Annotated in this window: 16 protein-coding genes, 1 tRNA gene and 7 pseudogenes; 12 read left to right on the top strand and 12 right to left on the bottom strand. The window is 62.6% G+C overall.

Going from position 1 to position 19,506, the window contains the following annotated elements:
- Positions 1-448: 448 nt before the first annotated feature.
- Positions 449-838 carry a hypothetical protein gene (locus tag OU995_RS15700; protein WP_267830955.1) on the bottom strand — a complete coding sequence of 130 codons (390 nt, stop codon included), beginning with the start codon at positions 836-838 and terminating at the stop codon, positions 449-451.
- Positions 839-954: 116 nt separating this feature from the next.
- Here OU995_RS15700 and OU995_RS15695 point away from each other — a divergent pair, with 116 nt between their 5' ends.
- The 4 genes and pseudogenes from OU995_RS15695 to istB all read left to right on the top strand — a co-directional run bounded on the left by OU995_RS15695 (position 955) and on the right by istB (position 4,300).
- Positions 955-1,233, top strand: coding sequence for a hypothetical protein (locus tag OU995_RS15695; protein ID WP_267830954.1), 279 nt, complete (start codon positions 955-957; stop codon positions 1,231-1,233).
- Between the two features lie 95 nt (positions 1,234-1,328).
- A tRNA-Ala gene (locus OU995_RS15690) sits at positions 1,329-1,404 on the top strand.
- Between the two features lie 593 nt (positions 1,405-1,997).
- A pseudogene (gene istA / locus OU995_RS15685) lies at positions 1,998-3,548 on the top strand (IS21 family transposase).
- 14 nt (positions 3,549-3,562) lie between these two features.
- Positions 3,563-4,300, top strand: a complete 738-nt coding sequence (gene istB, locus OU995_RS15680) for an IS21-like element helper ATPase IstB (protein WP_267830737.1) — start codon at positions 3,563-3,565, stop codon at positions 4,298-4,300.
- Between the two features lie 133 nt (positions 4,301-4,433).
- Here istB and OU995_RS15675 read toward each other — a convergent pair whose 3' ends face one another.
- Complete coding sequence (locus tag OU995_RS15675; protein ID WP_324288563.1) at positions 4,434-4,886, bottom strand: Imm52 family immunity protein; 453 nt, start codon at positions 4,884-4,886, stop codon at positions 4,434-4,436.
- A gap of 537 nt (positions 4,887-5,423) precedes the next feature.
- Here OU995_RS15675 and OU995_RS15670 point away from each other — a divergent pair.
- From OU995_RS15670 to OU995_RS15660, 3 genes and pseudogenes are all read left to right on the top strand, one after another.
- On the top strand, positions 5,424-6,584 hold the full coding sequence (locus tag OU995_RS15670; RefSeq protein WP_267830952.1) for a reverse transcriptase family protein: 1,161 nt from the start codon (positions 5,424-5,426) through the stop codon (positions 6,582-6,584).
- Entirely contained in the window at positions 6,577-6,795 is a 219-nt protein-coding gene (locus tag OU995_RS15665; protein WP_267830951.1) for a retron Se72 family effector protein, read from the top strand. The genes OU995_RS15670 and OU995_RS15665 overlap by 8 nt, the downstream gene beginning before the upstream one ends.
- Before the next feature lie 139 nt (positions 6,796-6,934).
- Positions 6,935-7,066, top strand: a pseudogene (locus OU995_RS15660) (cyclic pyranopterin monophosphate synthase MoaC); the annotation flags it as partial.
- A 298-nt stretch (positions 7,067-7,364) separates the two neighbouring features.
- On the opposite strand, the pseudogene OU995_RS15655 reads toward OU995_RS15660, so the two are convergent.
- A pseudogene (locus tag OU995_RS15655) lies at positions 7,365-7,760 on the bottom strand (IS3 family transposase); the annotation flags it as partial.
- A gap of 80 nt (positions 7,761-7,840) precedes the next feature.
- Here OU995_RS15655 and OU995_RS15650 point away from each other — a divergent pair.
- Positions 7,841-8,800 (top strand): IS1595 family transposase, encoded by a 960-nt coding sequence (locus tag OU995_RS15650; RefSeq protein ID WP_267836210.1) that lies wholly within the window; start codon positions 7,841-7,843, stop codon positions 8,798-8,800.
- Here the strand turns inward: OU995_RS15650 and OU995_RS15645 are convergent.
- Both OU995_RS15645 and OU995_RS27480 read right to left on the bottom strand, forming a co-directional pair.
- Positions 8,797-9,024, bottom strand: coding sequence for a hypothetical protein (locus OU995_RS15645; RefSeq protein ID WP_267830950.1), 228 nt, complete (start codon positions 9,022-9,024; stop codon positions 8,797-8,799). The genes OU995_RS15650 and OU995_RS15645 overlap by 4 nt on opposite strands.
- A gap of 16 nt (positions 9,025-9,040) precedes the next feature.
- A pseudogene (locus OU995_RS27480) lies at positions 9,041-9,181 on the bottom strand (DDE-type integrase/transposase/recombinase); the annotation flags it as partial.
- A gap of 94 nt (positions 9,182-9,275) precedes the next feature.
- Here OU995_RS27480 and OU995_RS15640 point away from each other — a divergent pair.
- Complete coding sequence (locus tag OU995_RS15640) at positions 9,276-9,614, top strand: transposase (protein WP_267830949.1); 339 nt, start codon at positions 9,276-9,278, stop codon at positions 9,612-9,614.
- A 40-nt stretch (positions 9,615-9,654) separates the two neighbouring features.
- Here OU995_RS15640 and OU995_RS15635 read toward each other — a convergent pair whose 3' ends face one another.
- Both OU995_RS15635 and OU995_RS15630 read right to left on the bottom strand, forming a co-directional pair.
- Positions 9,655-9,873: a hypothetical protein gene (locus tag OU995_RS15635; protein WP_267830903.1), complete on the bottom strand. Its 219-nt coding sequence runs from the start codon at positions 9,871-9,873 to the stop codon at positions 9,655-9,657.
- Positions 9,870-10,127 (bottom strand): annotated as a pseudogene (locus OU995_RS15630) (transposase domain-containing protein); the annotation flags it as partial. The pseudogene OU995_RS15630 and the gene OU995_RS15635, both read right to left, overlap by 4 nt.
- Before the next feature lie 343 nt (positions 10,128-10,470).
- Here OU995_RS15630 and ltrA point away from each other — a divergent pair.
- Positions 10,471-11,991, top strand: a complete 1,521-nt coding sequence (gene ltrA / locus OU995_RS15625; RefSeq protein WP_267830948.1) for a group II intron reverse transcriptase/maturase — start codon at positions 10,471-10,473, stop codon at positions 11,989-11,991.
- Between the two features lie 161 nt (positions 11,992-12,152).
- Here the strand turns inward: ltrA and tnpC are convergent.
- Both tnpC and tnpA read right to left on the bottom strand, forming a co-directional pair.
- Positions 12,153-13,304 (bottom strand): annotated as a pseudogene (gene tnpC, locus OU995_RS15620) (IS66 family transposase); the annotation flags it as partial.
- A 100-nt stretch (positions 13,305-13,404) separates the two neighbouring features.
- The gene (tnpA, locus tag OU995_RS15615) at positions 13,405-13,845 is read right to left on the bottom strand and encodes an IS66-like element accessory protein TnpA (RefSeq protein ID WP_267830947.1); all 441 of its coding nucleotides are present in this window, start codon (positions 13,843-13,845) and stop codon (positions 13,405-13,407) included.
- Between the two features lie 103 nt (positions 13,846-13,948).
- Here tnpA and OU995_RS15610 point away from each other — a divergent pair.
- Together OU995_RS15610 and OU995_RS15605 are read left to right on the top strand one after the other, a co-directional pair.
- Positions 13,949-14,122, top strand: a pseudogene (locus tag OU995_RS15610) (integrase core domain-containing protein); the annotation flags it as partial.
- Positions 14,123-14,641: 519 nt separating this feature from the next.
- A complete protein-coding gene (locus OU995_RS15605; RefSeq protein ID WP_267830946.1) occupies positions 14,642-15,055 on the top strand; it encodes a hypothetical protein in 414 nt (137 codons plus the stop codon).
- Positions 15,056-15,400: 345 nt separating this feature from the next.
- Here the strand turns inward: OU995_RS15605 and OU995_RS15600 are convergent, their stop codons facing one another.
- The 3 genes from OU995_RS15600 to OU995_RS15590 all read right to left on the bottom strand — a co-directional run bounded on the left by OU995_RS15600 (position 15,401) and on the right by OU995_RS15590 (position 19,189).
- Positions 15,401-16,240 carry a hypothetical protein gene (locus tag OU995_RS15600; RefSeq protein WP_267830945.1) on the bottom strand — a complete coding sequence of 280 codons (840 nt, stop codon included), beginning with the start codon at positions 16,238-16,240 and terminating at the stop codon, positions 15,401-15,403.
- Between the two features lie 403 nt (positions 16,241-16,643).
- The gene (locus OU995_RS15595) at positions 16,644-16,967 is read right to left on the bottom strand and encodes a hypothetical protein (protein WP_267830944.1); all 324 of its coding nucleotides are present in this window, start codon (positions 16,965-16,967) and stop codon (positions 16,644-16,646) included.
- A 191-nt stretch (positions 16,968-17,158) separates the two neighbouring features.
- Complete coding sequence (locus OU995_RS15590; RefSeq protein WP_267830943.1) at positions 17,159-19,189, bottom strand: multicopper oxidase family protein; 2,031 nt, start codon at positions 19,187-19,189, stop codon at positions 17,159-17,161.
- Positions 19,190-19,506 lie beyond the last annotated feature (317 nt).

The raw sequence follows: 19,506 nt of genomic DNA, 5'->3' as shown, positions 1-19,506 counted from the left end.
TCGTCGTCGCGGGAGGCCGCGCAAAAGCTGCCGCTGGCGCGGTCTGATGCGCCGCTGCAAGCACCCGCCCCCCTTCAGTTGCCAGAGCCCCCCCGCCCTACCCTGAGCGATACGGCGGCGACCCTGCGCCGGATTGAGCGCCTGCCACCGGCGGGCACGGCGGCAGACCGTCGCCTTCACGTGGAACCGGAGGGACCGCTGCAAGGCCCTGCGACGCTGCAATTGCCGGAGCCGCCTCGCCCCACGTTGAGCGGCGACACCTCCACGACAGTCCGGCGGATCGAGCGGCCTTCGGGGCAGGCGATCCGACGTCAACCGGTGCCTGCGCCGGAGGCAGCACTGCAAGCGCCCGCCGCACCGAAGCTGCCGGAACCACCGCGGCCCACACTGACTGAAAGCCCCCCCACCGTGCGACGCCTGGAAAGGCCTGCAACGGAACGCCCCAGTGTCACGCCGCCGCCCGCACCTGCGGCATTGACCGCGCCAGCGCCGCTACCGACGCTGACGCCAGCGCCAACGCAGCCCCAGGTGGCACCGGCTGTGCCCCATCCGCCCGCCACGAACGTGCCCGTGCCAACGCAGGCACAGGTGGCATCACCGCCGACACCTGCACCTCCATTGGCCACCGCTCCACCCGCGCAGACGGCAACGCCTGCTGCAACCACCCCGCCAACGGTGCCTCCGCCGGCTGCGATGCCGCCGTCCCCGACGCCCGCGACAACTTCCCCGACGCCGCCAGTCCAGTCACCCCCAACTGCCGCGCCTGCGGCTCCGGCGGTGGCGCCGCCAAGCGCTGCAGCAGTGCCTCCCAGTGCCTCGACCGCGCGGCCGGCCCCATCCCTTTCATCGAGTCCGCGCACAACGCCCACACCGGCCAATCGGATCTCTCTGGATGGGTCCACGACCCCCAGCAGTTCCCAACCGAGCATCGGCGCGCCAGATGCTGGGTCAAGGGTGGGGCAGGATGTCGCCACACCTGCCTCCACGCCCCCCAACGCCCCGAATCGCCTGGACCTGACGCCACGCCCGCAACGCGGCCCGGCATTGCCACGAGGCAATGCCTATGGCGTCATCCAGGCGGTCCCCACCCCGCCAGAGCCGCGCGACAAACTGGCTGAAGAACTCAAACGTGCCGGCCAGGAAGAATGCCGCAAGGCCTATGCCGACAAGGGCTTGCTGGCCGTGGTGCCGTTGGTGAGGGATACAGCCAAGGACAAGGGCTGCCGCTGGTAGCGACGCGTGCGTTCTGCGCCTCGGTGTCAGTGGTAATCCCGGGTTTCGTCAAGGCAGCAACCAAGGCTTTGCTGCTATAGTGAATTTCATGTTGGGGGGGGGTAGCTCAGCTGGGAGAGCGTCGCGTTCGCAATGCGAAGGTCGGGAGTTCGATCCTCCTCCTCTCCACCAACCGAATTTCAGTCCGTTCTCCTATGGGAGCAGCAATAGCTGGGGACTGTGGCAAACGGCCTGTGTACTGGGACTGTGTCACGCGACACGGATCACAGTCATAGGCCGTTTTGCTGTCCAAAGCGACCGCATGGGACGCGGCTTGCGCAGGCTTACTTCTCAGTTTGCGCCAAGGCCCGCGGCGTCGCGGTTGGGCAGCTCATCAATGAGTTGCTCAAGAAGGACATTGAACTCATCGAGGCGACACGTCAGCCGACGGGCCGCGACCAGCGGCCTTTGGGCCTCGCACACCAAGAAGACAGATCAATCAGCCGTGAAGCCGGAGCCGCGCTTGTAGCGGGATGCCGCAGGCCCCCTCAGGCCGGCAGTGAGGCGTGAGCCGACAAGCGCTCGGTGGAATTCACTATTGCGTCCTCAGGTGCGTATTTCAGCCCATCGCGGCCACCCATTTCAGCGGAACGCGGACAGCGTTTCAGACGAAGGCGGACACCATTTCAGGCTGAACGCGGACAGCGTTTCAATCTGATCCCGGACACCCCGGGCGCGCGCAAGTGACCTGAGCCGTTGGCATGCTGACCGATTTTTCGGTCCTCATGCCCACCCCCAGGATTCACATGCGCCAACTACGTCAAACCCTTCGACTGCACCTGGAATCGGGCCTGAGCATGCGCGAGTGCTCGCGCGTTCTGGGCATCGCCAAGACGACCGTCAACAGCATCGTCATGAAGGCCCGCGCCGCCAGAGTGGATTGGGCCATCGCTCAGACCTTGGACGATGCTGCCCTGGAAGCCCGCCTGTACGGCCCGCCCGTGCCGCGTGCGAGCACCCAGCTCGAACCCGACTTCGCCCTCGTCCACCAGGGAACTCAAGCGCCCCGGCGTCACCCTGCAACTGCTCTGGGAGGAGTACCAGCGCAGCCTGGCCGACGCCGGCTCGCAAGCCTACAAGTACACCAGCTTCTGCGTGAAGTACCGTACCTGGGTGACCGGCCTCAAGCGCTCGATGCGCCAGGTCCACCCAGCCGGCGAGCGTCTGTTCATCGACTACGCCGGCCAGACCGTGCCGCTGATCGACGCTGCCACCGGCGAGATCAGTGCCGCCCAGATCTTCGTGGCCGTGCTCGGCGCCTCGAACTACACCTTTGCCTGTGCCACCCCGACGCAGACTGCCGCCGACTGGGTCGGTGCCATCATGGACGCACTGGAGTTCATGGGTGGCGTGCCCCGGCTGATCGTGCCGGACCAGGCTCGGGCCCTGATTGCCCGGCCGGACCGGTACGAAACCACGCCCGGCCGCCTGGTCGAGGAGTTCTGCGACCACTATGACGTGGCGATGCTGCCGGCTCGGCCCGCTCACCCCCGCGACAAGCCCAAGGTGGAGGTTGGCGTGCAGATCGTCGAGCGCTGGATTCTGGCGCGGCTGCGGCATCGACGCTTCTTCACCCTGGCCGAGCTCAACGCCGCCATCCGGGTCTTGCTGGTCGATCTGAACCAACGCCCGTTCAAGAAGCTGCCCGGCTGCCGGGCCAGCGCCTTCGCGGCCCTGGACCGACCTGTGCTCAAGCCGCTGCCGGCGGCCCGCATGCCCATCGCCCGCTTCAAACGCGCCCGCGTCAATATCGACTACCACGTCGAGCTCGATGGCCATTACTACAGCGTGCCGCACCGGCTGGTGCGCGAGCAGGTCGAGTTGCGCGTCACCTCGACCACGGTGGAGATCCTCAGCCGTCAGCAACGCGTGGCCGTGCACGCCTACAGCGAGCGGCGTGGCGCCCACACGACGGCACCGGAGCACATGCCCGCTTCGCACCGCGCCCACCGGGAATGGACGCCGGCCAAGCTCCTGGCCTGGGGGAGCGCATCGGCGAGGCCACTGCCGCCGTGGTGCGCTGGCAGATGGAGCACCGGCCGCACCCCGAGCAGGGCTACCGATCCTGCCTCGGCCTGCAGAGCTTGGCGCGCCGATTCGGCCATGAGCGGCTGGAAGCGGCCTGCGTTCGCGCCATGGCGATCCGCTCACCGACCTATCAGAGCATCAAGTCGATCCTCACCACCGGGCTGGACCGGCAAGCCGCGTCGGCTCCAGCCACACAAGCCGCCCTGCCGCTGCACGACAACGTGCGCGGCCCCGATTACTACCATTGAAGAAGGAGAAGCTCTTGCTCAACGAACATACCCTGGATCAACTGCGCGGCCTGCGCCTGGACGGCATGGTGAACGCGCTGGCCGATGACGCCATACGCACGGCGGCGGCCGAGTTGTCCTTCGAGGAGCGGCTGGCCATGTTGGTGCAGCGCGAGGTTGACTGGCGCGACGGCAAACGCCTGGCCCGGCTGCTCAAGGCCGCCAAACTCAAGGTCAGCAGCGCCTGCATCGAGGACATCAACTGGCGCGGTTCGCGCGGCCTGGATCGCAGCCTCATCACCCAACTGGCGGGCTGCGACTGGCTGCGCCACGGCCACAACGTGCTGCTCACCGGGGCCACCGGTTGCGGCAAGACCTGGCTGGCATGCGCACTGGCTCAGCAGGCGGCTCGCCAGGGATTCGCCGTGCTGTACACACGGGCGCCTCGCTTGCTGGAGGAACTCCGGGTCGCGCACGGCGATGGTTCCTTCAGCCGGCGCCTGGCGCAACTGGCGCGCATCGACTTGTTGGTCATTGATGACTTCGCCATTGCGCCGATCACGGCGGCCGACCGCAACGACCTGCTGGAGCTGCTCGACGACCGGGTCGGCAGCCGCTCGACTCTCATCACCAGCCAGTTGCCGGTCTCCAGCTGGCACGAGTGGCTGGACGATCCGACCCTGGCTGACGCCATCCTCGACCGCATCGTTCACTCGGCCCACAAGATCGCGCTCAAAGGCGAGTCGCTGCGCAAGAAACAGGACCCGGCATGAGCATCAAACCGACCAACCCAAGGCCGTCCACGCCAGCCCGGTTCAGGCTGATCGCGGACACCTGAGCTACCATCAACCCAGGCACTTGCGCGCGCCCAAACTGTCCGCGATCAGTTTGAAACGCTGTCCGCCATCACGCTGAAATGACTGTCCGGGATCGCTGAAATCCGCACTCAGGATCGAACGCAGTGACGGCAGCTTTCAAGATCTGTTGGACAAGATCAAGCGTTGGTGACGCCGCCGGGTCGAAGGACAAAACAACAGAGTTGCGAACTACAGCGCTGTAGACACCACATGTGGCCGAGAGCGAGGCCACCATGTCTGCCTCTCGCCCTGTCCAGGCCGAGAAGCTGAACCCGAGTTCAGCGATGACATTGCCACCAATATCGCGCTGGTTCACCTGCAGAAGAGGTTCCAGCCCATCCGGGTCATTGGGCACTGCCACCAACGGCGCCTTTCGTGAAGTCGCCTTCTGGAACCACTGAGAGAGCGCTGCATCCTGCTGCGCCAGGTCATGAAGGAAGGCCGACATGCGCCTGGCGCAATGAACTACCCCCCTTTTGTGGGATAGCGAACATAGCGGCACCGTCTATTACACTCAGAAACACATCAGGCGAGAGCCTGAATCGTCGCTCTTTGAAAGTTTGCTGACCCGGACAAAGCAAGTCTGAGTCTCTGTAAAGGGACGCATCGTTGGATCACTCTAACGACGCTAGACCGGCGCACCCCTGCCCGCTCCGCCTCCTCGGCTCCCCGAGAAGGAAGCGGGAAAAAGAGGGCACACCGTTGTTGAACGAACGTGCAGACACCTAGAACCTAGGCAGGTTGTTATTGCTGAGTCTATCTCCGAAGTTGGACGGGGCGTGGGAAACCATCGCTCATAACCAAAGGAGATAATCTAATGCCTAAGCGCAAAAAATCGGGTTCCAAAGCAAACTGCAGTGTCCGCACTGCTAAAAAGTTTGAGATGCCACAGCTTGAATGGTGGCAAATCAATGTCGATGATGCCTGCCGAAAGTTGGTGACTGCGTATCGCCTTTATTGGCTTTACGAGCACATTAAGCCTTTGATTGAACAGTATCTGTCCAGTTAAAGCTAGGTGTCTGTTATTTTAGCCAACCACATGAAACCCACCTTCTCTGGATCGCCAATTGCCCATCCGGAGGCTCTGGCGCGCGCGCTTCGCATTTCTGTGCAGGATCTGCGCACCTTAGCAGGTTCGGCCTCGAAAAAGTACTCCGACTTTCTAGTCAAAAAGAAGGATGGCTCGGATCGAACCGTATCCGGTCCCGAGTACGATCTCAAACTAATTCAAAAGCGCATCAATCGCTTGCTGTTTGAGCGAGTTGAGTTCCCACCGTACCTGATGGGTGGGATAAAGGATCGGGATTACGTTAGGAATGCCAAGATCCACTCCCACGCGGATGCGATCCTAGCTCTGGATATCGAGAACTTCTTCCCCAGCATAAGCCGCAGCAGGGTGTTGCAAATACTATCCAACGTATTCAAGCAACCACCAGCAGTCGCAAACCTCTTAGCCGACCTTTGTACGAAGGATGGCGTGGTTCCCCAGGGTGCGTGCACGAGCACCTACTTGGCAAACCTAATCTTCTTCGAGCATGAACCTCGCTTGGTGAACAGCCTACGAGAGCAAGGGCTCAAGTATTCTCGACTAATCGACGATATCACTATCTCCTCAAACGATAGGCTGTCACCGAAGCGAGTCGACAAAGTCATCGATCAGGTTCGGGCTATGCTGAAGCCGCAAGGCTTGAGATTGAAGAGGAAGAAGACACGTCTAACGTCCGCATCAAATCCCGATGAACTAATGATGGTCACCGGCCTCTGGTTGAATCGAGGTCAACCACGAGTCCTTCGCACAGAGCGAATGGAAATCAGAAAAGCTGTCCGAAAATGCGTCGACGAAGGTGCAATGGAGCGCACTAGCCCCGACTATCACAAGTTGCACGATAAAGTTTCTGGACGAGTGGGGAAGCTGGCTCAGCTTTCGCATCCGCAGGCGGCGATTTTCAGAGAGCAGCTTCGTAGCGTCCTCCCGGAGTATGGCACGAACGGAATACGGAAGACCCGCGCCCTAGTTGCAGGGCTTGGCAAGACTGCCCTCCACGCAAGAGGGTCTCAGGGGTATATCGAGCGATACTATCGGATAATGCATCGCATCAATATTCTTGCCAGAAATAGACCCGAAATGGCAAAGAATCTCAGGCAGAGGATGCAAGGCATCTCTCCATCAAATAGCTTGGAGAAGGCAATTCATGGATGAAGGCAAGCAAGTTCGAGAGTTTGGTGTGGTCAAGGCATATCTCCCTATGAAGGGCTTTGGCTTCATTCGCCGTGCCAAAGGGAAGGACGTCTTCTTCTTGCGGACGGATGCCAACGCGGAAGCTGTGCTCTTCGAGGGCACTCCCGTGTCATTCGTTGTCAGCCAAGAAGAGCGAGGCCCTCGCGCCAGAGAGATACAGCGCGAAGGCTGACTCTCCAGCTTGTTGCTTGGGTTTCCCGTGCTGCTAGGATTGCCGCCGGATAGCCGAAACAGTCGAAACAGCCGTCCAAATTTTGTCCAACCAAGATTGATAGAAGTTGCGAAATGGGAGCGCAGGAGCCCCGCCCCGCACCGCCGTGAAGGTCGGGCTGCTCACCATGTACGACATGTGCAAGGCGGCCGACCGCGGCATGGTCACGGAACAGATCCGGGTGCTGAAGAAGCTCGGCGGGAAGTCCGGGTATTGGGTGGCGAAGGTCTGACCACCTACCGAAAGCGGCCATGAGAGGCCCGGAGATACCAAAGGTGCTAAGAGGCGCTGAAAGCTACTGAGAGCTGCTGAAAGGCGCTTAGACGTGCTGTGGGGTGTCACCGACCGTCATATAGGAGCCAATCCGTGATCGGCATGTAGGAGCCAGGAGCGGATCGCCATATTAGAGCCAGTGCGTGATCGGCGTAATGGAGCCAGTGCGGGATCGGCATCTAGTCCACTGAATCAGAAGAATTGGTGGTGAATCGCCCCGGCTTTGAACTGACCCCCAGAAGTTGGACGGCTGGAAGCTAGGCGTTCATAGCGCGCAGCCTGAACTGCACCGGACTTAAACCGTTGAGCTTGAGTTTGATGCGCTGATGGTTGTAGTAGCGAATATAGCGGCGCAAGCCTGACTTCAGCTCTGCGACGTCCATGAACTTGTTGAGGTAGAAGAACTCTGACTTGAGGGTGCCGAAGAAGCTCTCCATGGCCGCGTTGTCCAGGCAATTGCCCTTTCGAGACATGCTTTGCGTCAGCCCATGTGCGCTGAGTTGTTTGCGGTACGCGGGCATCTGATAGTGCCAGCCCTGATCAGAGTGAAGAAGCGGTGCTGCTCTGCAGTCCTGCAGCTTGGAGAGCGCCTTCTTGAGCATGTTCCCAACCAGGGAGTACAGAGGCCTCTCCTGGGCTCTTTGCGCGTTAATTGATGATGGCTCATTCCATGAGCGACCTGATCGTCAAGATGGCTGCTCGCATCGCATGTTTTGCGGTGCTGGAGCCGAAGATGGACCCAAGAGAGTTGAAGCAGTGGCTGAGTTCGGTGGCCCGGCTGACGGCGCGGCAGAAGGCTGAATTGCTCAAGGCCTTGGGGGCTGACGTAGACGAAGTCCAGGTCCGCGCGCTGGTGGAGTCGCGCCTGGATGTGCACCCAGCCTGCCCGCACTGCGCTGCCACCCACATCGTGCGCAACGGCAACGCCAGTGGGCTGCAGCGCTACAAGTGCCGCGCCTGCCGACGCAGCTTCAATGCCCTGACTGCCACCCCGCTGGCCCGACTGCGTCTGAAGGCCAAGTGGCTCAAGCAGCAAGACGTGCTGTGTCAGGGCCTGAGCGTGCATCAGAGTGCTGACGCACTGGACGTGGCGCCCTCCACGGCGTTCCGCTGGCGGCATCGCTTCCTGCGCCTGGCCCAGCCGGTGAAGGCGGCAGCACTCACAGGCGTGGTGGAAGCCGATGAGACCTTTTTCCTGCGCTCCAGCAAGGGCCAGCGCCCGGGCCGCCCGGCGCGCAAGCGCGGCGGGCGGGTGTCGCGCGCGCAGCGCGGCGAAGACCTGATCCCTATCCTCGTAGCCCGAGACCGCTCGGGTGCGACGGCAGACTTCTTGCTGGACGCAGTGTCGAAGGACTGCCTGACGCAAGCACTCCGGCCGACCCTTCACCCAGACGCCATCCTGTGCACGGATGGCTCGGCGGCGATGGCGGCGGCCGCCATCGATCTGAAGCTTCAGCATGAGGCGCTCAACATGAGCGCCGGCGAGCGGGTGCGCGGGCCCTGGCACATTCAGAACGCCAACGGATATCACAGCCGCCTCAAGGGCTGGATTGCGCGATTCAAGGGCGTGGCCACGGACTACTTGCAGAGCTACCTCGGGTGGTTCCGTGCGTTGGATCGCGCCAGCAAAAACCCACGTAAGTCCGCGCCACTGTTGGCTTTGGCAATTGGGCTGGAGAGCATCACTAATTAACGATCAAAGAGCCTGATCATGGCCTGTATGGTGACCGATTCCGGTGTCAGGTGTGAGAGAGGTTTTGAGAAGTGCCCCAAGGCCTTGAGCAATTCAGCCTTCTGCCGCGCCGTCAGCCGGGCCACCGAACTCAGCCACTGTTTCAACTCTCTTGGGTCCATCTTCGGCTCCAGCACCGCAAAACATGCAATGCGAGCAGCCATCTTGACGATCAGGTCGCTCATGGAATGAGCCATCATCAATTAACGCGCAAAGAGCCCTCTCCTGCATCTCGAAGGTCACGATTTCGCCGTTGTAGAGATCCATGACAGGTGACAGGTAGAGCTTGGCCCCGCGGACGTTGAATTCGGTCACGTCAGTCACCCACTTCTCATTCGGCCGCGTATGCGTCCGCCGAAGTCACCTTGAAGTCCGGTGACCGGAGTTGGATGCTTGTGTCCACGACCAAATTCGTGGACATATGGGCACTTCAGACTTGAGCACAGAGGAACCGAAGACACCGACTGGGCGTAGCTGGCGCCGGCATTCGGAAGAGTTCAAGACGCGAGTCATCGAGCTGGCGCGCCAGCCCGGCGTCTCGACGGCGGCGGTGGCTCTGGCCAACGGCCTCAACGCCAACATGCTGCGCCGCTGGGTTCGAGAGGCCGATGAGTGCGCACCGAGCAGTGCACACAACGACACTGTGGCGGTGGTGCCGGCGTTTGTGCAGCTACCCATGCCGCAGGAGACGCCGCCCACCTTGCCACTAGCGTCGACGCAAGCGCCGAGCACCGTTGCGGTGGAGATCCGCCGTGGCGACACCACTGTTCAGTGAGCGTCTGGTCCGACCATCTTGACGCGCCGGACGTCATTGGTCAGAGGTCGTAGACCTCGTCGATGATTTGACCGCTTTCGAAGTATTTCCCCACGGCACGATCAAGCCGTCGCAGTAACGCCGTCAGCGTCTCACCTTCGCGACGCACGAGCATGGCGACGACGTCCTCGTCAGTCGCTATAGCGACGAAGGGGTGGTCGTCCTCGCGGCCCAGCGTCACCTCGCCTCCGTCCTCGATCAAGGCTTCAAGGTTGTTCACGATGTGGTGTTCAGCATTGCGCTTTGGGCTTGCCACCGATGCGGCAGCAGCTCTTCGAGCCTCGTGTTGGGCAGAGTCGGCAGCCGCTCCAACACGTCGCGCAGGTAGGCCCACGGGTCGTGCCCGTTCAGCCGCGCGGACTGCACCAGGCTCATGATGATGGCGGCACGTTGACCGGCGAGCTCGCTGCCCACGAACTGCCATGCCTTGCGGCCCATGGCCCAGGGCTTGATCTGCCGCTCCAGATGGTTGTTATGTGTGCCTTGCTAAGGCACGGTTGATCCGTCGGTGACGGGAGAGGTCCTTGGCCGAACCCGAAGTCCGACCCGGCGAACTCGCGCTCCAGCCGGAAGCACAGGGAGCGGTTCAGGAGGTAACGAATGGACTGAAGCACTGCCTGAAAACGCCTCGTTTGGAGGCAAGCAGGTCATGCGGGCCGCAACGTGAGTGAACACTGAGCAGGCCTCGAAAATTCGTCGTGGATGCCGACTCGCCATAACAACGAGGAAGGCCGACGGCGGTGCCCAAGCGAGCGTGAAATGCAGGCACCGCGTCCACCGGGGTAGTGGTGGCAGCACGCATGACAACCGATCGACCGTGCAACAAGGGAAGTCCGTGGTGGTGCTCGGCTGGCTGCTGGGCAACGACGATCTCGTGAGGGATGGAAGTCGGCCGTTGCGGATGGCGGATGGGGGTGTAGTAGTGATGAAGCTGGGTAACGCTGGTGGAGCGAAGGCCCCCTGTTCCGATGCGAAGGTGCAAAGCGGGAAGAGCCCGGGGATTGGCGCAAGCCTAGCAACCCCGCTCGATTCGGTTCGAACCCTGCAGAGCACGTTACAGGCGAAAGCCAAGAGCGAAGCAGCTGCAAAGTTCTACAGCCTGTGGGACAAGGTGTGCCGGGAAGATGTCTTGCACGAGGCGTACCGGAGGTGCCGCGCCAATCGCGGTGCGCCGGGCGTGGATGGCGAGAGCTTCTCGATCATCGAAGACCGAGGGCTGAAAGACTGGCTGCAAAGACTGAGGCAGGAGCTGCGCACCAAGCAGTACCGGTGCGCGCCCCTGCTGCGTGTATGGATCCCCAAGGCAAATGGTGGGCAACTCCCCCTGGGCATTCCAACCATCCGCGACCGGGTCGCGCAAATGGCGGTGCTGTTGGTTCTTGGACCGATCTTCAACGAAGATTTGTTCCCCTGGCAGTACGGCTTCCGCGAAGGCCTGGATGCCAAGATGGCGCTTCGCCGCATTCACTTCGGCATTGCCGATCGTGGGGCGCGCGAGGTGGTAGACGCCGATCTGGCTGACTACTTCAACACAATTCCGCATGGAGACCTGCTGCGCTGCGCCGCACGTCGGGTCTCAGATGGGACGGTGCTGGCGACGATACGCCAGTGGCTTGACGCGCCGGTGGTTGAGCGCGTGGTCGGCGGCGGCGAAATCCGCACGACGGTCGCGCGCGACACAAACCGTGGCACGCCCCAAGGGGGAGTGATCTCGCCGTTGCTGGCCAACCTGTACTTCCGTCGCTTCATGCTGGCGTGGTATCACGGTGGGTACGCGCGGCGGCTGCAAGCCGAGGTGGTCAACTATGCCGACGACTTCGTCATCCTGTGTCGTGACGGCATGGGGGAGGAGGCGATGGCAACGATGCGGCGACTGATGTCCAAGCTCGGCCTGACGGTCAACGAAACGAAGACTCGACTGGTCAAGCTGCCCGACGAGCGATTCGACTTCCTGGGCTACACCGTGGGCAAGTTCTACGGGTTCCGGGGCCGACCCTACTGGGGCACGGCGCCGTCGAAGAAATCGATCAAGCGCCTGCGGGGACGCATACACGACGAGACGACCAACCGGTGGAACGCCACGACGCCGGCGGACCGGGTTGAAGAACTCAACCCCATCTTGCGCGGCTGGGCGAACTACTTCGATCAAGGGCCTGTTAAAGATATTTACAAGTCCGTTGACGACTACACCGCGAGGCGTCTGAGGATCTGGCTGCGAAGACGAAGCGGCAAGCGGGGAACGGGGTACCGCCAATACTCCGACCAGTACCTCTACCAAAAGTTGGGGCTGATATGCCTGCTGCCGATTAAGCGCGGCCGCTCGAACGCGAAGGCTTGATGCGTCGGAAGAGAGCCGGATGCGGGAAATCCGCACGTCCGGTTCGACGAGGGGGATGTGGAGACGGAGTTACGGTCGGGCTCATAGGGCACCGCCAACCGAAAGGGGCGGAAACAGCGATGCCTTGACCTACTGCCACCGCGCCACATCTCTACTCTACCGATGCTGTAGCGGCCGTCCTCGACGTAGCGCTTGAGCTTGCTCCACTGCGAAGCGAGGTAGTGCAGCGCCTGCCCCAACAGGCTCTTGGGCAGCACACCGTGCAGGTTGGCCAGCAGCAGCGTCTCGATCTTGTCCAACACGGGGGCGCTGTCCCGCTGGCGCCGGCGCTTGAGCTCATCCGTGTCGGCGCCGTCGCGCTTGGCCTGTGCCTCGACGTGGTACAGCTCGCCGATGAGCGCGATGAAGCGTGCCGCGAGCTGATCGGGCCCTCGCTGGGCCTTTGGCAAGGCCTGCAGCGCTTCGATGAAGTACCTTCGGCAGTGCGTCCAGCACGCCAGGTGCACGAGCCGGTGCGTCTCGGCCACGGTGTCGTAGACCTCGTAGCCGTCCGTCATCAGCACGGCGCCCGGGCCAATGCCTGCATACAGCTCCATCGCCGTCTTCGTCGAGCGACTCGGGGAGTAAGCGAACAGCCGGATCGGTGGCCCAGTGCCGTCCCGGCCGCTGCCATTGGTCATCTGCGCCCAGATATAGCTCTTGGCCTGCGCACTGCGGCCAGGTTCCTTGAGCACCTGCAGCTCAGTCTCGTCGCCGAACACCAGCGGGGCGTCCAACAGCTGGTCGCGCAGCAGGTTGATCACCGGCTGTACGCCGATGCCGGCGCGCACCATGCTGCCGGCCACGGTGTTGCGCGCGATGTCGGTGCCGCCGAAGCGCCCCAGTAGTGCCGCCTGGCGGTACAGCGGCAGGCCGTCCAGGTACTTGGAGGTGGCGATCCAGGCCAGTGCACTCTCGGTGAAGAGGCCCCGCGGGATGATCTGCGCGGGGCGCGGCGCCAGCCGCATGCCGCCGTCGCAGCACGGGCAGGCGTACTTGACGCGCTCGTGCCGGATGACGCGCACCTGCTGCGGAATGATGTCCAGCTGCTCGCTGGCCTCGACACCGATCTCGCTCAAGCGCGTGCCGTCGTGCGGGCACACGCGCTGGTCCTCGGGCAGCTCATGGCGGATCACCTCGCGCGGCAGCGCCGGGTCCAGCGGTTTGCGCCCACGCTTGGTCCGCTTGTGGCCGGGCACGTCGATCTTGTCGTTGTCGCTGCTCTCTTCAATCGCCGGCTCGGCCTGCGCGCCGAGGTCTTCGGCCTCGTTGAAGAGGCGGCGAACCGATCCAGGCCGAGGGCCTGCTGTACCAGCGTGGCCAGGCCGTTGATGTTGAGGCGAAAGTCCACGGGCGCGCGGTGCAGGTAGACCTTCAGATGCTCGTCGAGACGGAACACGTCAACCTCCCCAGCATCTGCAGCACATCGGCGAGTTGGCGCTGTCCGACGCCTCGAAGTTCGACCGCCACGCCGTTAGGCGGTGTCGCCTGCAAACTCACATCGCAACGGTCGTCAAGGTCATGCACGAAGCGCTCGGCAGCGACTGGGACCACCGGCACCGCGACGAAGGGCGAGGCCGGCGCCGCGGAGCGTTCGACAGGTGCGCGCTTGCGCAGCTGACCGTGATCACGAATCCACCGTGCGACCTGGTTGGCATTGACGCCGAACTCGCGTGCCAGACGGGCCACCGACACGCCCGGCTGCAGGCACACCTGGACAAACTCCGCCTTGGCCGCCTTGTCGTACACGCAGCGCCCTCCGGGCTTGTGAGGCAGCATCAGACGCCGCTTCAGCGCCTCAAGATCTACAGACATACGTCCCCACTTCACTGGTTAAGTGGGGACGAAGACTGTCAGTTCAGGCGCCTCGTCTCAAGATGCAGGTAATTGACTGCTTACGCTTTAACAGAATGCCTACGGGAAGCACTTCAACTGGACAGTCCGCTACGAGTGGCTGTCGCAGTACCATTGGTCGGACCTTGATGAGGTCCGGGAGTTCGCCACGCACTGGATGTGGCGCTACAACCTTGAGCGCCCGAACATGGCCTTGGGCTGCATCACCCTGAAACAGGGGCTGGCCATGGCCGCATAGCTCTACCTCTCGGAGCGGCGGATTTCGGGGGGGGGGGTACCACAGCACGCCATGAGCCCACGACAGAGAGTTCAGTCTTGGATTCACATCCTCAAGTGGGAAGCTCAGCGTCGAACCGGCATTTTCTTGCTGGAGCTGTTCACCTTTAGAACACGGCGCCGGCTGCAGCGGACTGGGGCTATCCGCGTCCTCATCGACACGAGTGCCCTAGCAGCCGCAGTCCTGCACGAGTCACTGTGGGTATCCACCGGGCACCAACCGTGGGGCAACACCACCGTGGATACCGGCTATCTCGCGCGGGTGCCAGTCCATCGCCGGCCTCCGAGAGACGCTCCACCACATGAGCACCGAAATTTCCAGGACGCTTGCTATCTGGTCGGGCTCGCACACCTAGCACGCCATGGACTTATCAAACTTCATTCCTCGGGCGAACTGATAACCGAGAGGTGGGTGAAGCCAACGGGAATGGTCGCTGGCTATTCACTGTTCGCACGCAGTGTCCTCGATGGAATCGAAATCATGTCCGTCGATGGCATGCCGCAAATCTCCATCGGCCCCTCATCGATGAAGGCTCCGAGAATGAAAGAGCTGCAGCGCGAGCGACTGCAGCAGTCCACAGACCCGCTATACATCGCGCTTCGACGCCGACTCGGCGAGAAGTCGAGCCAAGATGCTTGGCATGTGAAAACTGCGGAGGTCCACGGCATGTACTGCCTTCTAACCACGGACTACACGCTGATGCGCCAATTTGAGGCGCAAGGCAAGCATGAGCCCATCAGCACGCTGCATACGAAAGTTCTGAGCCCCGCTCAGCTCGGCAAGGAGCTAGGCATGCTACCTCTCAATCCGAAGTTCCTCAGCCATGAGGACGCCGACATGCCGGTGCGGGCGGACTTGTATCTGCCAAGTGGACGGCGCCGCGCCAAGCGGTAAACCGTCGAATTCTGCCGGAGTCAACGCTGCGGGCGTTGGCGCTTTTGTTAGTGTCCGTTGACTATAAAGCTCTCTGAATCCCTATAAAGCTCGAGCTTTCCGCTGACCTCTATCCCGACGCAGCATCAAGCCGGCCCTTCATTACCCCTTGGGATTCGCCTCGGGCTAGCTCATGGCTGCCGTAGTAGCTTGCAGCCAGCACCTGCCGGAACAGCGCAAGCAGGGGTGCGTCATCCCGTCCCGATTTCCGCTCCCGGCCAGCGGCAGCAAGGCAGCTGACCAGATCGACGACCCTCAGTAGTTCCACCATCTGCGTGCGCGGGTAACTGCCGGAAGTCTCCCGATTCAATCTGCTGGGGAAGCCGCGTCCGCAACCTCCTTCAAGAAGCTCATGACTTTCCTATGCTGCTTCTTCGAACGTTGAAGGTTTGGCAGCAACACATCTGAGACCACCGCGGAGAACATGACTTCTTGCTCGCCCACATTCAAGCGAATGCGAGTACGCGATACAGAAATATTGAACTGCTTAGAGAACTCGTTCAATCCGCGATCCTGGCTGTAGAGACGAACGGTCATCTTGGAGCCGGCCTCGTTCCACAATTCTCGGATGTACGCCGTTTCCATCATGAGTCGGATGTCGACCACCGGGTTGTAGGCATCTGCTGCGTTGGGAGTCTTCGCCGGCTTCAACAAATCGCGGGCACCTTCGTGGCCATATAGACATGCGATCGCACAAGCAACAAGTGGATGGCCGATGCTGACCTGCGCGTGTCTCGCCAAGTCATCGATCTTCTGCACGACGGGCCAAGCATCCTCGAGACTGAAAGTGCGCCACAGAACTGCGCGGAGCTCGTTGGCCAACGGCATGAGCGCCTGCGTCTTGTCACGCATGTGCTGAGCAAGTGCAGTGACTGCGGTCAGCCCATCTTCCGCGAAGTATGTCGAGTCGGTTCTTGCGTGCGTGTAGAACAGCCCAACCGCTTGCGAATCGACCCTCATGGATTCCAGCGTGGCCTCAGCAGTCGGTGGCTGCCCCGTCCCACTCTCCATGATGGCGAGGATTGGACTGATCGTGTTGCCGCTCTTGTCAATCGCTCGGGCAAACCTCTCGCCCTGACCACTTCTACCAGCGAGGCCATCCTTGATGTCCTCAACAACATTTTTGTCAAGCAAGTACAACGGCATACGCCCTTCCTTCATCTTCCATAACGCTCTGGAGCGAAGGCACACCCGTCCCGCAACGGCAACCCCGTCCTTGGCAACTCATGCGGTTGTGACGGAAGAACCTTGCCGTTCTCCGGCGACTTCGAGCAAAGTTGGGATCCACCCCTCACCCACACACAAGTTGCACTACTCGCTGTCGGGCGTCGTCCCGCTCTCATCGCAACCCTGTGTAGCCCGCTTCAGGCACTATAGAGAAATCCAGCGCTGCGCGGGCTTCTGAGTGCAGTCAGCCATGAGTTGGTTGGCGCGGTGGGGGGGGGGGGAAGCTTCTGCCGGTAAGAAACAGCGCAGCGGCTGACGATCCGGCCAAAGTGCCTACCCTCAGATGTGGAGCATACACAGCCGTTTTCTATGATTCATTGGCCTAGCGCGCCCCCCTCCCCCACTCCAACGCCACCACGGCATTCCCCCCGCCGCGCGCTGCCTCATCCACAAACACCACTTCCACGCAAAGCGGCTGCCCCTCTTCCAGCAATGAAGCCACCGCCGCCAATGAGAGCCTGACGCGCTGCGGGCCTTGATGCGGCCTCGCCGTGAACTGCCCCAATTCAATGCGCCGTCCCTCCGGCGTGTGCCAGAACGCCACCATCCGGCCACTTGCGGGCGCGGTGGCCGTGAAGCTGCTCAGTGCGACGACCGCGCTGGTACGGCCTGCCTTGACCGCAGCAGTCTCTGCCGGCGTCGGCACCAAACACACCCTCGCCGCCTGCGCATCCAACACGGTCCGCGTCGTGAGACACAACTCCGGGTTCGCCACACCCGCAGCCGCCCACGCGCCCGAGACCAAGCACAGCCCCGCGCCCAGCCCCGCCCACCAGCCAGCCGCTCGCCCCCGCCGCCACCTGATGCAGATACAAACCATGGTGCACCCCATCGCACTCAATGCGAATGCCCCACTCCCTGGTTATCCGCCCCAGGCAACGCAATCCGTATGTGCTGCATCATTCCCTGGTCCTCGTGGTCCAGGATGTGGCAATGCAGCACAAAGTCCCCGATGTAGCGCTCATACCTCGTCCGCACAAACAAGGTGTAGCGCCCGCCCTTGCCGCCGTTTTTCACCCACAGCGTGTCCTTCCAGGTGCCCTTGAGCCCGCGGTACTGCGGGTCCACGGTGCCGCCCCAATCGTCCACGGCATCCGGCCCGCTCACGTCCTTGCCGTTCGGGTCCAGGATGCGGACGATCTGGAAAGGGTTCACATGGATGTGGAAGGGATGGCTCGCCAGGTCTGAGCGCAGCACCCATTCGTCCACGTTGCCGATGGTCAGGATGCGATCCACCCGCCCCGGCTCAAAGCTGCGCCCGTTGACCTGGAACAAAGGCGGGCTGGCGCCGACCACGATGTTGAAAGCCAGGAACTGGGAGCCGGTCACCTCGTCGTTTGTCACCGTGGCGTGCGGCACAAACCGGTTGAGCTTCAAGCCATTGCGCAGGTCTGCCACCACAAGGTCCCTTGTCGCTGCCGGCATGTTGGTGGTGGCCAGTGCCACCAGTTGATTGGTGAGGTAGGCCGACGGGCTTGGCACCACCGCAGTGCCGGCGCCCACGCGCACCAGCCCGAGCAGTTGCCGTGAGGTAGGCAGTTGGCTGACGCTGGCGGACGACTGCACGCTCAGGTCCATCACGCAGTAGGTGCCTGCTTCCGGGAAGTTGAGCAACAGGTCCCAGCGGTAGCCTGGCTGCAGCACGGTGGAGGGGGTGGCCGTCGCCGCTGCGGTGGTGAGCCCATCTGCCGCGACGGCGAACAGCGGCACCGGGTCGCCCGTGCAGTTTTCGGCCACGAAGGCCGACTGGTCCGCAGCCTTCAAGGCCTGCGGCGACGGCGCGAACGGCTTGAGCTTGCGCAATTGCAGGTGGACGGTGTCCCGGATGCCCCCATGGATCAGGCGCCAGCGTTCCAGCCGGCCAGCGCGCGCATCGTCAAACCACGGCAGCACCTGGCCATTGATGCTGGTGTAGCGGCCGGACGTGGCCCAACTGGTCGGCGTAAAGTCGTCATAGTTCTTGACGCCGCCGACGTCGGTGGGGTCGCATTTGTAGGTCTTGTCTGCATTGCGCTTGATGACGCCATTGGCATCCCGGCAGGCGTATTGGATCTGCTGCAGCACCAGCACGCGCTCCTTGACGGACTCGCTGGTGCTGGAGGTCAGCAGGGTGTCCAGGTCACCGGGCGCTGTTGTGGTGGGTGGGCGGTCGCCTCGGATGATCAGCGCGCCGGCCATGCCGCTGGCCACTTGCAAGGCAGTGGAGCCATGGCGGTGGGTGTGATACCAAAACGTGCCGGCGGGATGGTCGGAGGGGATGTTGTACTCGTACTCGAAGCTGATGCCGGGGTTGATGGAGAGCAGCACGTTGTCCCCATTGCCGGCCGGGTTCACCCACAGCCCGTGGGTATGCAGGTTGGTGCCGTTGAAGCAGTGCGGGGTGTTGGCGCTGGGCGGTGCTGCGCAGTTGGCGTCGCCGGGGTCACTCACCGGCATGTTGTTGAAGGGCGGCAACTGGTTGTTGAGCCGGATGCGGATGGTGTCCCCCGGCTTGACCTCCAGCAAGGGCGAGACAAAGGGCGCTTGCGGGTCCACCTGCTTGCCCTGGTAGCTGCGCAGCTTCACCTTGTCAAAACGCTGCGTGGCGGGGTTCCAGATCTGGCCGTCGGTATAGACCACGTTGAGGTCCAGCGAGGCCTCATGGGACGTGGCCGCTGGCAGCGCCAGTGCTTCCAACTGCGGGCCCGCCGATGGGCGCGCAGCCTTGCGGATCAGCTGCAGGCGTGGCGGGTCCGCCACCACCCGGGACGGCCCGGTCTGTGCCGCGACGATGCCCGGCCAGGCAAGCACGGCGCAGCAGCAGGTGGAGAGCAGCAGCGCGGGCGCAGCCAGGCGCATCCGCGGCTGAGCGCGAGAGAAGCGTGTCATGCGATGACTCCCTGAAACGTAGGCCGCTGTGACGCGGCTCGAATGGCTTGGGGAGTATCGCGGGGTTCGACGCACGGTTGCGACGCCCACAAACCGGCATGTCATCAATGAAAGGGAGACCCGACCCAGGGCCCTCCGACCGAGATCCCTTCCTCTGGCACGGGCGCGCCAGGCATACCTCAAGTTGGGGATGAATCGCTGCGGCAACGGTGGCGGAGCCTGCGCAGCAGAACCGGGCAGTGCCAAGGCGAGCGCTCAATGAGCAAGAAGTCGCTGGGTCAGCATGCGCTTGAGCCCGGCGGTTTGGAGCACCCGCA

This window comes from Roseateles sp. SL47, from assembly GCF_026625885.1.
Lineage (GTDB): Bacteria > Pseudomonadota > Gammaproteobacteria > Burkholderiales > Burkholderiaceae_C > Roseateles.
The sequence above is the reverse complement of the archived record's forward strand: the minus strand, read 5'-3'. Positions and strand labels throughout refer to the sequence as shown.